Origin of the sequence: Photobacterium piscicola (assembly GCF_046058925.1) — a bacterium.
Taxonomy (GTDB): domain Bacteria; phylum Pseudomonadota; class Gammaproteobacteria; order Enterobacterales; family Vibrionaceae; genus Photobacterium; species Photobacterium piscicola.
Map to the genome: position 1 here is coordinate 898,061 of NZ_CP175535.1, position 14,614 is coordinate 912,674.

Here is a 14,614-nt window from a genome sequence, read left to right on the forward strand (position 1 = left end):
TGGATGATTTATTGTGTCAAAAATATTAGTTGTTGATGATGATATACAGTTGTGTGAATTGCTGACTGAAGTGCTAGAAGATGAAGGTCATGATGTCAGTTGTGTTCATTGTGGTGAGTCAGCAATTGAGTATCTACAAAATAAAGGCGTCGACTTAGTTCTATTGGATGTGATGTTACCTAATCTTGATGGAATGCAAGTTGCGCGTCGTATTTGTCAGCGGTTTGCGACCCCTATTTTGATGTTAACCGCATTAGGTGATGAAGCAACCATGCTTGATGGTTTACAAGCAGGGGCAGATCATTTCATTACTAAACCGTTTAAAGTACCTGAATTATTGACGCGTATTAGTGCTATTTTACGGCGTGTAGGGCTTGAACGTCAGCGTCATAATATTCGCTCTGGTGAAGAAAATATGGCAGCAGAAATGTCACGTTTACCATTAACTAGCACAGAAGCGGAATTATTAGAGTATTTAATCAAGCATGATGGGATTGTGGTATCAAAGGCCGAATTACAAAAACAAGTGCTTAAAAAAGAATTAAGTCCATTTGACCGTAATCTTGATATGCATATAAGTAATATACGCCGTAAAATTGTATTAGCGGGTATGTCTAAGTTACATATTAAGACCGTGCGTGGCCGAGGTTATAGTTATACCGAAAGTGTTAACCAGTAAATTAAAGGATCATTAAGTGGAAAGCCTTTCCCAGCGTAAAACGTGGTATAAACCGCATCAACAACATGGCTTGGTTGTACGACTTTTTTCGTATTTTACGGTGAGTTTATTATTAATATTACTGTTGCAAAATTTAGCTGAAATTGCCTTAGTTAAAACAATGCTGCACGTACCAATGAAAGTGCAGCAAAATATACGAGTAATGGCAGAGCAAGCCCAGCAGTTAATTGATATAGGTAATAAACAACAACTGGGTCAATGGGAAAAGCAACAACCTTATTACTTATTTGTGTTAGATAAAGATCAACATGAAATGGGGGATAGAAAAATGCACCCTCATTTTGCTTTCAAACTGACTTATGCCCGTGGAATTAATGCTATTTTAGATTCTCGTGTTAATCAGCCTATATTTGCGATCCCTCTAAAAGATGGCAATCAGCTAATGGTGCAATTACCGTATCAATTACATCCTGCCAAATATTTTTCATTTTATTTTGGATTAATTCAGGTCGTGATTGCCGCATTAATTCTTTTGATGTTTTCATTTCTTATTGCTCGTTATTTACAGCGTCCATTAAATACTTTGCGAGAGGCGAGCCGTAGCCTTGCGAGTGGTGATTTTTCTGTAAGGGTAGCCAATACAGTGAGTGATAGCACCATTGAATTTAAATCACTTGCTGCTGATTTTGATGAAATGGCCGAAAAGATTCAGATGCTATCAGAACGTCAACGCCGCCTAATTCGCGATGTATCACATGAACTACGTACTCCATTAGCTCGGCATAACTTATCATTACATTTAATGAGAAAACGGGTTGCGTCTGAACATCAACATCTTGTTGATAGATTAGAGCGTGAAGCTGAAGAGATGAACCAACTGGTTAATGAAATTTTAGAATTTAATCAGCTTCAAAATACCACCGATAATGCGCACTTGATTCCAATTGATGTTGAGAGTTTATGTTTAACCACTGTGCCCGATATTGAGGCGCTATTAGGGGCACAACAGATATTAACTATTGGTATTGATAATGATATACCGATGGTACGAGGTGACAGTCGGTTGATAGTTCGAGCTATCAGTAACTTATTAGGAAATGCGATTAAATATGCGGGGGAAAATGCGCATATTAGTCTTAATTTAGCGCTGGTGGATATTGAAGGGCTGCAATTTGTACAATTGAGTGTCGAAGATGATGGTCATGGTATAGCACCACAACATCTTAAACGGATCTTTGATCCATTTACTCGTATTGAAGTTGCTCGAGATAAACAATCAGGAGGTTATGGGCTCGGTTTAGCGATTGTTAAAGAAGCAATGACGGTAATGAATGGAACCGTGAAGGCGAAGAATCGTCATCCTCATGGCTTGATAATTCAATTGTTATTACCAGTAATGAATAAATAAGAATATCATTTGAATAATTATTACTTATTGAATGTAAAGATGAAATTTATAGTTTAGTTTTTGTAGATTGGTTATATAGTTATTAATCTATTTTGTCGATTAAGTGATTAATTAATGCACTGCTTTTTAAAAAAGAATAGATAATGATTATTTTTGTGTTTTTATGATGTGTATTTTTCATTAACAACACAAAATATTCTGATACATGATATTGATTTAAATCAAGGTATTTGTTTTTTTTGTGATTTAGTTATTTTGATTATTCTGCATAGGTATATATTGCTGGCGGAAGTTTTCAAAAGAGTAATATCATGATTAATAAGAAATATATAAAAAAAGCAATTGTGAGTGCAGTAGCATTAGGTATCGTTGGCTATGGTGTAATTGTATACGCTGTGCATAAAGAAGATGTCACTTTAGCGAATAAACGCTTAGATGCTTTATCATTACATAATATTGATGATCTATCCGCACAAGCGATGCGATTATTAGCTGAAAAAGGCTGTGCAGATTGCCATACGATCAATAGCCCATTGCCTTTTTATGCTAAATTGCCAGGTGTGAAACAAACGATGCAAGCAGATATTGATAAAGCTAATCAATCGTTTGAACTTGCTCCTGTTGTACAGGCAGTTGAGCAACATCAAGCAGTAAATCAAGTCGCGCTTGCTAAATTAGAGTTTGTTCTTAACAATAACTCAATGCCAATTCCTAAATATTTAGCTATACACTGGCCATCAGCATACCTCAACAGTGCTGATCGACAGTTGCTGTTAGATTGGATCAAGCATCAACGTCAACAATATTATCCAAACCCAACTGCAGCACCACAGTTTAAGAATTTGGCTATTCAACCAATTCATACCGTATTTAAAACAGATCCAGCGAAAGTTGCATTAGGGTTATCGCTTTACAATAACATCCACTTATCAGCTAATAATAAGTATGCATGTTCAAGTTGCCATTCTATCCATACTGGTGGTACCGATAACTTACCAACCAGTTTAGGTATTAATAATCTTAATGATCCTATGAATGCGCCAACCGTTTATGATTCTGCATTTAATATGAGTCAGTTCTGGAATGGTCGTGCCGCAGATTTGGCTGCTCAAGCGGCTGGCCCTATTTTTAATCCCGTTGAAATGGGATCAAAAAATTGGGGCAATATTATAGCTAAACTTAAGCAAGATCCTCAGTTAGTTAAATTATTTGATGCCTCGTATAAAGACGGTATGACAGGGGCAAATATCACCAATGCGATTGCTGAGTATGAGAAAACATTGATCACGCCTAATAGCCGTTTTGACCAATACTTAGAAGGTAATTTAAGTGCATTATCACCTGAAGAAATTGAAGGTTTTAAATTATTCTTAAAAACAGGCTGTCAAACTTGTCACGTAGGTCAAAGTATGGGCGGGCAATCATACGAGAAAATGGGTGTTTATAGTAGCTTCTTTGGTAACCTTAAGGGTAAGCATATTGAGGGTGATAAAGGGCGCTATTTAGTTACTCATAATGAAAAGCAAATGCATTATTTTAAAGTGCCTAATTTACGTAATATAGCAATAACTGGGCCTTATTTCTCTGGTGGTCGCGCAGCGACATTATCTGAAGCGGTTAATGCAATGGCTAAGTATCAGTGTAATACTGATTTTACACCAAAAGACACAAAAGCGATGGTTGCTTATCTGAAAACGTTAACAGGTGAGTATCAGGGTAAAATGTTAACTAACCTTAATTGCCATGATGTGAATGGTCAGCAAGTGTGTAATAGTGCGAAAGATCAAGTTTGGAAACAAGTGACAGGACGTAAATTGCCTACCGAAATGCCGCTTAACTAAAATTAATATTGATAATAGCCGCCACGTTATATGGCGGCTTTTTTGCTTTCGGACTTAAAATATTAGGCTTTTACGCCACCATAAATATCAAAATAAAACAGCAAAAAACAGAAAAAACAGTGGACAGCCATATTCTTGCACATCAATAATGAGTGACTACACTTAAGCTTCAAGTTGCTTATGGTGAAACGAATGACAATTTCAAGACGAAAATTGATAGAACCTCAAATTACTCCTTTTTATCATGTAATTAATCGCTGTGTGCGTCGTGCTTATCTGTGTGGGGATGATCCGTATAACGGTAAAAACTATCAACATCGTCGTGGTTGGATAGTAAATAAAATCAAACAATTAGCAGCTGTATTTTGTATTGATATTTGTGCTTATGCCGTTATGAGTAACCATTATCATTTAGTGCTAAAAATAGATATTGAGCAGCAACAAAAATTAACCCCAGAAGAAGTAATATCACGTTGGTTACAGTTATTTAGCGGCCATCCTATCGCGGTTGATTTTTTAAAAGATGGGCAAATAGCCGCAGATAAACAACAAGCATTATCAAATTTAGTGGCTGAATGGCAACAACGATTAGGCAGTATTAGCTGGTTTATGCGTTGTCTTAATGAAGAAATCGCGCGAAAAGCCAATAAAGAAGATCAATGCAAAGGTGCATTTTGGGAAGGACGTTTTAAATCTCAAGCGTTGTTAGACGAACAGGCATTATTATCTTGCATGATGTACGTAGATTTAAACCCGATCAGGGCTGGCGTTACACCGTCATTAGAACAATCAGATTTTACCTCTATTCAGCAACGTATTCGTGAACATCACCAAACGAAAACATCGACACAACAATCATCATCAGATATCTCTCGTTTTCAATTATTACCTTTTGTTGGTGGTGAACATCAAGCTAAAAAAGTGGGTGTTAATGTCACTTTTGCCGATTATCTTGAGCTTATTGATTGGACGGGTCGATTTATTCGAAATGATAAAAAAGGGTTTATTGCACCCAACCAACCAAGAATTTTGCAGAAAATGGGTATAACATCAGATGCTTGGCTTGAGCATAGTGAACAATTTATGGAACATTATGCCAACGTGAGTGGTAAATGGTCTCAAATGTGTGCCTTCAAACAACGCGTTGGTGGGCAGTGGTGCAAGGGAAAATCAGCAAGCCACCAGTTACATCCAAGTTAGATGTGTTTATCTTTATTAGATAATGATACCGCGATCACAGCCAGGATTGTGGGTGTTGTCGATCCTGTTTTAAATTATTGTCGAGTATTTCTCATTTTAAAATATTAACTTCAAGTATTATTTTAAATAAATTGTGTTTAATTATTGTTATATAGAGGAGGTGAATAATGACGACTAATAACATTAAAAATATAGTGTTTGATATTGGAAATGTAGTTGTACGTTGGAATCCACTTGAAATTATTAAGCTAACTTTTGGTGAAATAGAATACCCAGAACAATTAACAAAAACTATTTTTCATAGTGAGTTATGGGCAGCGCTGAATAAAGGCGAATTGACTGAATCAGAAGCTAAAATAAGATATCAAGAGCAGCTTAAGTATTCTAAAGAGGATATTGAACGGTTATTTTATTATATAAAGCAAAGTCAAATTCTTTTATTTGGCTCTGTTGAGTTGATTAATAGGGTAAAACTAGCTGGCTACAATATTTATGCTTTGACTGATAATGTTGTTGAAATTGTTGATTATCTTAAAAAACAATATGATTTTTGGCCAATGTTTGATGGTGCGATTGTGTCTGCTGAAGTGGGATGCTTAAAGCCGGAGGTAGCAATATTTCATTGTTTACTTAATAAATATAATCTTCAGGCATCTGAATCTGTATTTATTGATGATATGTCACCTAATGTTGAAGGTGCTAGAACATTAGGTTTTTCTGCTATTCAATTTAAAGATTCAATACAATGTGAGTGCGAATTAAAATCGTTGGGGGTTTCTTTTTAGTCAACTGAAGTTTATATCAGAATAAAAAGATTTGGCTGTCCAATGAGTTCCATCCATTATTTCTGTGGCTTGTGCTTCTGTTTTTCCCTGAACTTTATATCCACCATATATATTAACAGCTTGTGGCATTAAGCCTAAGTGTGCACAAATTGGTACTGCCCGTTCTGTTAATATTTTAACAGTATCGATTAACCAACTACCGCCTTCAACTTTTATCATATTAGCTCCCGCTTTCATTAGCTTGGCGGCTGATTCGCATGCTGTATTAGGCGTGTGATAACTCATAAAAGGTAAATCTGAAATAATAAATGCATTTGGGCTTCCTGCTCTCACGCATTGTGTGTGGTAAACCAAATCATCAACACTGACATCGAGTGTTGTGGGTTTTCCTTGTATAACGGAACCAAGGGAGTCACCGACAACCAATACTGGTATGTTTTGTGAATCAAAGGCCTTTGAAAAACTTGCATCATAAGCGGTGATTGCTGCAAATTTTTTACCTAATACTTTCCAATTATTTAAATCTGAAATGGTGATTTTTTTCATTAGTTATTCTTTTTTGTGGTAAAAAAATGATGCTAACATGTCTTAATGTGTGTATATATTTCAATTAAGACAGGCCACATTTGTTATGTGACAGCTTAAAATGTGTTATCCATCTTGTTTTTATTCGATATGTATAATATTTGTCAAAGTGAAATTAAGTATCGAGATATAAATAAATACGCGTTTATTTTTACTAAGGTAATGTATATGTTTTATTTTTATTCTAGTAAGTTTAGGGGAGTAAAATATGAAAGACAAAATAGTTAAATTGGGATTTGTCGCTGCTGCCATGATGAATATCGGTGGCGTGTTAATTTTTTCTCGTTTATTTACTAATTCAGTTATTAATGATTTTGATCCTGTTGTTATGTCCAATTTTGGGTTGTTAATGATTGTTATCTGGGGATTGGCATATTTAGGTGCGGCGTCAATAACATCTAATCTAAAGTGGCTGGCTGGGGCATTTGTTATTGAAAAATTAGTCTATGTAATATCGTGGATCTGTTGGTTTAAAGGTCATGATCTGAGTGCTGTTTATGATCAAGATTTATTTGCAGGTATATTTTATAGTATCTATGGTGCTAATGACCTTGTGTTTATGGTTTTTTTCTTGTGGGTGTTTTTAACACAAACTAAAGCATTAAAACCAATAGCATAATGTTTTATACGACTTAGTATGTGACACTGTAACCTTTAATGTAATGCCACATATTCGTAAGAAGAGAAACGCCTGAGGCTAATAACCTTGGGCGTTTCCGTATGTAGTTGATACGTTTGAACAATACCATACAATGATATTGTTTTTATCTGAGAGCTTTGTTTCCTCAACTAAATAGTGATTACTTTTTTATATTGTTATTAATCTTCGTTAATTTATTTTTCAGGTGTCTCAAGCGCTTTAATAGCGATATTAACTGTGTTGTTAATATCAGTATTATTTTCTAGCATTCCTGAGCTTGCAGGTCCAAGTGCATTTGAATATAAGTCGCGTTGCTTGTTTAATGGTAGATCTAATTGGTCGTATAAATTTTGACGGATTTTTGCGTGTTGTTCTGGTGCATTGTTTGATAGATCGACCAAAGTGTCATAAATAAGATTAGCGATATTATTCATAGTAACTCCTTAATTACTTAGTCGTTTATAGTTACGTTATATCGACTAAATATCTGGGATATTAGTCACATAACGCATAAGGATGTACGCAACTGATATATTAAAGTGATTATTTCGCACATCCATTCCTATGCGGTATTCATTTTATTTAAATAACGTAGCGCGTTACTTCATTATCTTAGTTCATGATTTGAAATTTTCGAGTGTAAGTTATTAAAGTATTGATGATTTTTAGCCATATGCGTCTTTATTGACGGTTAAGGTTTAATGATGTCTAAAAGTGGAGGCTTAATGTCTGCTATTTTAATCAAAAAAGAACGAAGCATAATAGTTAGCTTCTTTCATTATCAGTATACAATGGCGAACTAAAGGTACTTTTGCTTCAAAGGAATTGACTATGTTATGGTTTTTAATGATAACGTTACCGTTGGTGTTAGCGGGCGTTCATCAGCTATTTTTGATCTTAAATCTTTATCCTCGTAATAATAGTGTATTTATTATTCCTGCCATTATTATCAGTTACTGCATTTTTGCTGTTCATTCAGTATTTGATCGTGATGCGTTACCCGCTGTAATCATTGCTATTTACTATATTGGCTTAACCGCGATTACAGTTCGAGCAACGATTCGACGATCAGCTGTGTTTAAATAACATTTTCATTCGAATTTTTATTATCAATAAGGGTTAATCATATGAAAAAACCGTATCCAGCAAAAACTATCCAGAATGTGATTAACAGTGCGATTTATCATCTCAATTTACGTGATCATACCGAGTATGAACTACGAAAAAAATTAGAGGCCAAAACAGAGCAACAAGATTGGATTGAGACTGTGTTGCAACAAATGAAAGATTTCGGTTATGTAAAAGAAGATCTTCAATTTGCACTGCACTTTAGTGAGATGGCTTTCTCTAATGAACATGGACAACAGTACATTAAACAGAAATTAAAAGGTAAAGGTATTCCTGCAATAATCATTGAAGAAGCATTAATTGAGATTATGGAGAAAAAACAAGTGTCTGAACTTGATATGATCAAAAGTCGTTTAGATAGTTATGATGATTTTAGTCAAACCACCAAAGAGAAAATAACCAACGATCTCACTAAGCGAGGGTACAGTTTTCAAGATATTTCAAGAGCGATTGCTGAACATGATGCTGCCGATACGCTATTAACTAAAGCTAAAATCAAAGGCATGAATGCGGATCTTGAAACCGAAGTATTGAAATTGGTGAGAAAGCTCAAAGGAAAAACAGTGATTAAGCAAGAGCTTAAAATGAAACATGTTGATATTACTAATCTTGAGCAAGTCTTCTATGATTTAGAGGAAGCGGGTGAGGTCGATTTTTATGAAAATTGCCAATTAGTATTAGCGAAAAAGCGGTTTGATTTGTCGAATTTTAAAGACAAAAGTAAAGCCTATGCCTACCTGTCATCAAAGGGCTATAGCTCAGATGAAATCAAAGAAGCGATGGCTGCTGCAAGTAATTAAAACTGCCTGTGCGGCAGTGAACAAAATATATTTCACCGCGTACATTTGCCGTTTTTTCTAAGCTGCCTGTGCGGCAGTGAACGTATCACTATTATTGATGCGCCAACTTTGAAATTTCTAAGCTGCCTGTGCGGCAGTGAACTTAATTAAATCCCGACAGGGTGGCTGGTCATGTTTCTAAGCTGCCTGTGCGGCAGTGAACTACCCCAGTATATAAAGTTGGATGTTTACGAGTTTCTAAGCTGCCTGTGCGGCAGTGAACTGTGTTACTTGAATGATCGTTGTTCCATCTGGTTTCTAAGCTGCCTGTGCGGCAGTGAACAATTTCATCATACCCTACTGACGAATACCTGGTTTCTAAGCTGCCTGTGCGGCAGTGAACGAAGTTCAGGTTTTTGAATTACCGACTTTAAAATTTCTAAGCTGCCTGTGCGGCAGTGAACGGGAAATGCGCAGTAAGGCCACCAGCATTCGATTTCTAAGCTGCCTGTGCGGCAGTGAACTTTAGATTCGCATGATTATGATGGTTGGTTATTTTCTAAGCTGCCTGTGCGGCAGTGAACATCACGAACCTGTCGGTAATATTGTTATATCATTTCTAAGCTGCCTGTGCGGCAGTGAACGTGTAACGTTAACAGCACCACATATTGTATTCATTTCTAAGCTGCCTGTGCGGCAGTGAACAGGGTAACGACTGGACGATTAATTACGCGACATTTCTAAGCTGCCTGTGCGGCAGTGAACACATTAACGATCAGTGAATACGGTGACGACGATTTCTAAGCTGCCTGTGCGGCAGTGAACTTGTGTGACGTTCGCTAATATGAGTGAAGCGTTTTCTAAGCTGCCTGTGCGGCAGTGAACTCGGCAAAAAAGGTAAACGTGCCAACCTGCGTTTTCTAAGCTGCCTGTGCGGCAGTGAACGACTCGCCAACACTATCATTAAATGTAAGCCCTTTCTAAGCTGCCTGTGCGGCAGTGAACTATATACGTACAGTGGTAAAAGCCGCGAGGATTTTCTAAGCTGCCTGTGCGGCAGTGAACTGAAGCGTAATTAGTATAAGTGATTGCTTATAAAAGCTAAACCACAAATCCTCGCTAAAAACCCTTTTTTAAGTATATGTTTTAAGTTATTGTTTTATATGGTTATAATTGTTTTTAAATAAAAAGGGTATTTGTGAGTAGGCACTAAGAGCATTATGCGTGCATATGTATATAATGCATTTTTTACTGTTGGTGACCGCTATGTGCGCTAAGTCTTTCACTCCGAGTGAGCTAAAAACAATTATTCATTCCAAACGTGCCAATCTTTATTATTTACAACATTGTCGTGTGTTAGTGAACGGTGGACGGGTTGAATATGTTACTGATGAAGGTAAACAATCATTATATTGGAATATCCCCATTGCAAATACGACTGTCATAATGCTTGGAACTGGCACATCGATCACTCAAGCAGCAATGCGTGAATTAGCAAAAGCAGGCGTGCTAGTTGGATTCTGTGGTGGTGGCGGAACGCCGTTATTCTCAGCTAATGAAGTTGAACCTGATGTTAGTTGGTTAACACCACAATCAGAATATCGACCAACAGAATATCTTCAATCGTGGGTAAGTTTTTGGTTTGATGATACGAAACGATTAGAAGCTGCGATCCTGTTCCAGAGAGTCCGATTACAACAAATAAAGAAAGTATGGTTATCAGCGACCATGCAGCGTGATAATTATTTCATTATTGATGCGGAAAAGCTGGAACATATTTTATCTGCGTTTGAAAATAAACTCAGTCATTGCCAGAACAGCACTGATTTATTGTTATTAGAAGCTGTCATGACCAAAGCTTTATATAAACTTGCGGTCAATACGGTGAAATATGGTGAATTTACCCGTTCGTCGCGGGGGAATAGTACCGATATTGCTAATCGCTTTTTAGATCATGGTAATTATTTAGCCTATGGCTTAGGGGCAACCGCGTGTTGGGTTATCGGATTACCTCATGGATTAGCTGTTCTACACGGTAAAACCCGTCGTGGCGGATTGGTGTTTGATGTTGCCGATTTAATTAAAGATGCGATAGTGCTACCGAATGCGTTTATTGCCGCAATGGCCGGGGATGATGAGCAAGAATTTCGTCAACGATGCCTAAATGGATTTAGAAAAGCCAATGCATTAGATGTGATGATCGATGCCATTAAAGACACAGCACAAGCGGTTGCAAAATTATAAATGAATATTCTTCTTATCTCTCAATGTAATAAAAAAGCCCTTGATGAAACCCGTAAAGTGCTGGATCAATTTGCAGAACGTAAAGGTGATCGCACATGGCAAACGCCGATTACGTTAGAAGGCTTAAAAACATTACGTCAATTATTAAAGCAAACCGCAAGGCGGAATACTGCGGTCGCTTGCCATTGGATTCGAGGCGCAAATAATACCGAACTAATGTGGATTGTCGGTAATAAACGTCGTTTCAATGAACAGGGTACAGTACCCACAAATACAACTGAGCGTAATATTCTACGTTCGGAAGATGAAAATGGCTGGCAAAGTAACTATGCTGTTGCATTAATGGCATCACTTGCGGGTTTATTTCATGATGTAGGTAAAGCTAACAGCTTATTTCAACAGAAACTAACGGGTAAAGGTGGCATTGCCGAGCCATTGCGGCATGAATGGCTATCGTTGTTGGTTTTTCAAGCATTTGCAAAGAATAAAACCGATGATCAATGGCTAACAGAATTAGCGGATTTATCACCACAAAAAATCAGCAAGATTGTTAATGATGTGCACTATACCCCAGCGTTGTCACCGTTTATTGGCCTGACCGAATTAGCAAAAACGATTGGATGGTTAATTGTTTCTCACCATCGCTTGCCGACTTATCAACTGTCAGACTTTAAGCCGACAATTGGTGATTCAGATGATTGGTTAGAACAAAAACTGTGCCCTGAGTGGAATGCAAAAAATCATAAAAACCCTGAGTTAATCGCAAAAATAGCGGATAACTTTATTTTCCCTCATGGTATTCCACTACAAAGTCAAACATGGCAAAACAAAGCGCAACAGCTGGCGAAACGAGCATTAGCACACCCGAATTTGCGTCATTTTGGACAATGTGAGAACGCATTTCCACTGCATATGGCACGATTAAGTTTAATGCTTGCTGATCACTGCTATTCATCAAGTCAGCCTGTTGTCGCTTGGCAAGATCCTCTCTATAAAGCTTATGCAAATACCGATCGTAAAACGGGGAAATTAAAACAAAAATTAGATGAGCATAATATCGGAGTAGCGCAGTTAGCCTATCGATTAAGCTTAGGCTTACCCAAATTACGTTTGAGTTTACCTGCGATTACTCGGCATTCGTTATTTAAAAAACGTACCACAATTAATAAATTTCGCTGGCAGGATAAAGCCTATGATTTAGCATGCTCTGTGCGTGATATTTCTGAAGTACACGGATTCTTTGGGGTCAATATGGCGTCAACAGGGTGTGGTAAAACCTTTGCCAATGCGAGAATTATGTATGGATTGGCTAATCAACAACAAGGGTGTCGATTTAGCATTGCTTTGGGACTGCGTACATTAACCCTACAAACAGGGGATGCACTAAAAGATCGTTTAAAACTGGATAGCGATGATTTAGCGGTGTTAGTCGGATCGCAAGCGGTTAAAGATCTTCATCAAAGTAAGCTCACAACCCAGCAAGAAGCAAAAGCACAACAAACGGGCAGTGAGTCGGAAACGTTATTTTCAGAGCATATGTATGTCAGCTATGACGGTAGCCTTGATGATGGTCATCTTAGTCAGTGGCTCAAGCAAAAACCGACTATTCATAAATTAGTCAGTGCGCCGATTACAGTCAGTACCATTGATTATTTAATGCCAGCGACAGAAGGTACGCGAGGTGGGCAGCAAATTGCCCCCATGTTGCGTTTGTTTACCGGGGATCTGATTCTTGATGAGCCGGATGATTTTGGCTTAGAAGATTTACCTGCATTATGCCGTTTAGTCCATTGGGCTGGCATGTTAGGTTCACGAGTATTATTGTCATCAGCGACGTTAGCACCGTCATTAATTACCGCTTTATTTAAAACCTATCGCCATGGCCGCCAGCAGTATAATCATAGCCACGGCATTACTGAAACAACAGTACAATGTGGCTGGTTTGATGAATTTAATGTGCAATCAGCTTGTATTGATGATGCTGATTTTAAACAACAGCACACGCAGTTTATTACGCAACGAAAAAACACACTAAGTCGTAAATCATTACCTTTACGTCAAGCTGAGTTAATCCATTTGGATGCGAAAAAATTAACGCAAACCGATGCAGTTAATTATCTTGCAACTCATATTCAACAAGCGATTTACACTTTAGATGAACGCCATCGTCAAATTGCACCAACCGGTAAAACATTCTCGATTGGCTTAGTGAGAATGGCAAATATTGAGCCATTAATTGCGGTGGGTGAGTCGTTATTATCAATGCCGACATCAGAAAATACCTGTATTCATTATTGTTTTTATCATAGTCAGCATCCGATGGCAGTAAGAGCACATATAGAGCAACAGCTAGATACGGTATTAATGCGAGATCCTGCTAATCCACAAGCGATATTAGAGTTACCTCAAATTAAAACCGTATTAGAGAAGCAGCCTCAGCAACATCATATCTTTGTGGTGGTCGCTACTGCGGTGGCAGAAGTAGGGCGTGATCATGACTACGATTGGGCTGTGGTTGAACCGAGTTCAATGCGGTCTATTATTCAACTTGCTGGGCGTATTCAGCGTCATCGCCAATGTGTGCCTAATTCGCCAAACATTATGATATTAAGTAAAAATATTAAGGCGTTATTAGGTGCAGATGTTGCTTATTGTAAGCCAGGTTTTGAACAGCAAAAAAATGACATAAATAAAGGGTATTTACAGCTAAACCAACATGATTTGACTCAGTTATTAGCGGTTGATGATTATCAGGTTATTTCTGCTTATCCACGATTTGTGGAACCAGAACCATTAAAACCACCCTTTAGTCTAATTGAGTTAGAACACTATGCATTGATTTATACCTTATTTAAAGACAGTGCTAAGAAGGTCGAATATTGGTGGCTACAACCTCAGTTACACTTATTTGGTGAATATCAGAACCAAACCCGTTTTCGAGATTCTCTACCGCAAACGGAATACCATTTCTTTATCGATAATGAAGACCAAGCATTGAGCATTAAGGTGCGTGATGAATACAGCGGTGAGTTTGTTAATAAAACTGAGTTATTTCACCTTGCAGCGATAGACAATATAGCGAGTGGTAATCACGCGTGGTTTGATTGTCAATACAGCACAGTCTATGACGGATTAAGTGACATATTTGATAAAGACAGTGAGCAGATCAGTGAATTATTTGGTGGTATTAATCTTAATGATTCAAATAAAACACCCCGATTTTATTACCATCCGTGGTTAGGTGTGTTTGAGGGGAAATATAGAAAATAATGTATTGATTTATCATTTTAATGAATGATTCCTAATTAATGTGCAGTGATACATA

At 37.3% G+C, this 14,614-nt stretch carries 10 protein-coding genes, 2 pseudogenes and 1 CRISPR repeat array; of the genes and pseudogenes, 10 read left to right on the top strand and 2 right to left on the bottom strand.

What is annotated here, in order from left to right; all coding sequences use genetic code 11:
• The first annotated feature begins 13 nt into the window (after positions 1 to 13).
• From ACJZU6_RS18640 to ACJZU6_RS18660, 5 genes are all read left to right on the top strand, one after another.
• Positions 14 to 679 carry a response regulator transcription factor gene (locus ACJZU6_RS18640; RefSeq protein ID WP_080155874.1) on the top strand — a complete coding sequence of 222 codons (666 nt, stop codon included), beginning with the start codon at positions 14 to 16 and terminating at the stop codon, positions 677 to 679.
• A 16-nt stretch (positions 680 to 695) separates the two neighbouring features.
• Complete coding sequence (locus tag ACJZU6_RS18645) at positions 696 to 2,087, top strand: ATP-binding protein (RefSeq protein WP_408901066.1); 1,392 nt, start codon at positions 696 to 698, stop codon at positions 2,085 to 2,087.
• A 311-nt stretch (positions 2,088 to 2,398) separates the two neighbouring features.
• Entirely contained in the window at positions 2,399 to 3,928 is a 1,530-nt protein-coding gene (locus ACJZU6_RS18650; RefSeq protein ID WP_107275480.1) for a cytochrome c peroxidase, read from the top strand.
• 192 nt (positions 3,929 to 4,120) lie between these two features.
• Positions 4,121 to 5,128, top strand: a complete 1,008-nt coding sequence (locus ACJZU6_RS18655) for a transposase (protein ID WP_080155877.1) — start codon at positions 4,121 to 4,123, stop codon at positions 5,126 to 5,128.
• Positions 5,129 to 5,295: 167 nt separating this feature from the next.
• The gene (locus ACJZU6_RS18660) at positions 5,296 to 5,913 is read left to right on the top strand and encodes an HAD family hydrolase (RefSeq protein ID WP_408901067.1); all 618 of its coding nucleotides are present in this window, start codon (positions 5,296 to 5,298) and stop codon (positions 5,911 to 5,913) included.
• Positions 5,914 to 5,967: 54 nt separating this feature from the next.
• On the opposite strand, the pseudogene ACJZU6_RS18665 reads toward ACJZU6_RS18660, so the two are convergent.
• A pseudogene (locus tag ACJZU6_RS18665) lies at positions 5,968 to 6,459 on the bottom strand (3-methyl-2-oxobutanoate hydroxymethyltransferase); the annotation flags it as partial.
• A 247-nt stretch (positions 6,460 to 6,706) separates the two neighbouring features.
• Between ACJZU6_RS18665 and ACJZU6_RS18670 the strand changes: the two are divergent.
• Positions 6,707 to 7,117, top strand: coding sequence for a hypothetical protein (locus ACJZU6_RS18670; protein WP_408901068.1), 411 nt, complete (start codon positions 6,707 to 6,709; stop codon positions 7,115 to 7,117).
• 215 nt (positions 7,118 to 7,332) lie between these two features.
• Here ACJZU6_RS18670 and ACJZU6_RS18675 read toward each other — a convergent pair whose 3' ends face one another.
• Positions 7,333 to 7,563 (bottom strand): PAS factor family protein, encoded by a 231-nt coding sequence (locus tag ACJZU6_RS18675; protein ID WP_327769409.1) that lies wholly within the window; start codon positions 7,561 to 7,563, stop codon positions 7,333 to 7,335.
• Positions 7,564 to 7,969: 406 nt separating this feature from the next.
• Here ACJZU6_RS18675 and ACJZU6_RS18680 point away from each other — a divergent pair, with 406 nt between their 5' ends.
• The 4 genes and pseudogenes from ACJZU6_RS18680 to cas3f all read left to right on the top strand — a co-directional run bounded on the left by ACJZU6_RS18680 (position 7,970) and on the right by cas3f (position 14,559).
• Positions 7,970 to 8,224: a hypothetical protein gene (locus ACJZU6_RS18680; RefSeq protein ID WP_080155883.1), complete on the top strand. Its 255-nt coding sequence runs from the start codon at positions 7,970 to 7,972 to the stop codon at positions 8,222 to 8,224.
• Between the two features lie 194 nt (positions 8,225 to 8,418).
• A pseudogene (locus ACJZU6_RS18685) lies at positions 8,419 to 9,036 on the top strand (regulatory protein RecX); the annotation flags it as partial.
• Positions 9,037 to 9,060: 24 nt separating this feature from the next.
• Positions 9,061 to 10,110: direct repeats of the CRISPR family, unit length 28 nt; unit sequence TTTCTAAGCTGCCTGTGCGGCAGTGAAC.
• A gap of 201 nt (positions 10,111 to 10,311) precedes the next feature.
• Positions 10,312 to 11,289 carry a type I-F CRISPR-associated endonuclease Cas1f gene (gene cas1f / locus ACJZU6_RS18690; protein WP_408901069.1) on the top strand — a complete coding sequence of 326 codons (978 nt, stop codon included), beginning with the start codon at positions 10,312 to 10,314 and terminating at the stop codon, positions 11,287 to 11,289.
• A complete protein-coding gene (gene cas3f / locus ACJZU6_RS18695) occupies positions 11,290 to 14,559 on the top strand; it encodes a type I-F CRISPR-associated helicase Cas3f (protein WP_408901070.1) in 3,270 nt (1,089 codons plus the stop codon).
• The last annotated feature ends 55 nt before the right edge of the window (positions 14,560 to 14,614 follow it).

Coding starts and splice junctions, on each gene's coding strand:
- ACJZU6_RS18650 (WP_107275480.1), top strand. CDS start 2,399: ATGATTAATAAGAAATATATAAAAAAAGCAATTGTGAGTGCAGTAGCA.
- ACJZU6_RS18670 (WP_408901068.1), top strand. CDS start 6,707: ATGAAAGACAAAATAGTTAAATTGGGATTTGTCGCTGCTGCCATGATG.
- ACJZU6_RS18655 (WP_080155877.1), top strand. CDS start 4,121: ATGACAATTTCAAGACGAAAATTGATAGAACCTCAAATTACTCCTTTT.
- ACJZU6_RS18680 (WP_080155883.1), top strand. CDS start 7,970: ATGTTATGGTTTTTAATGATAACGTTACCGTTGGTGTTAGCGGGCGTT.
- cas1f (WP_408901069.1), top strand. CDS start 10,312: ATGTGCGCTAAGTCTTTCACTCCGAGTGAGCTAAAAACAATTATTCAT.
- cas3f (WP_408901070.1), top strand. CDS start 11,290: ATGAATATTCTTCTTATCTCTCAATGTAATAAAAAAGCCCTTGATGAA.
- ACJZU6_RS18660 (WP_408901067.1), top strand. CDS start 5,296: ATGACGACTAATAACATTAAAAATATAGTGTTTGATATTGGAAATGTA.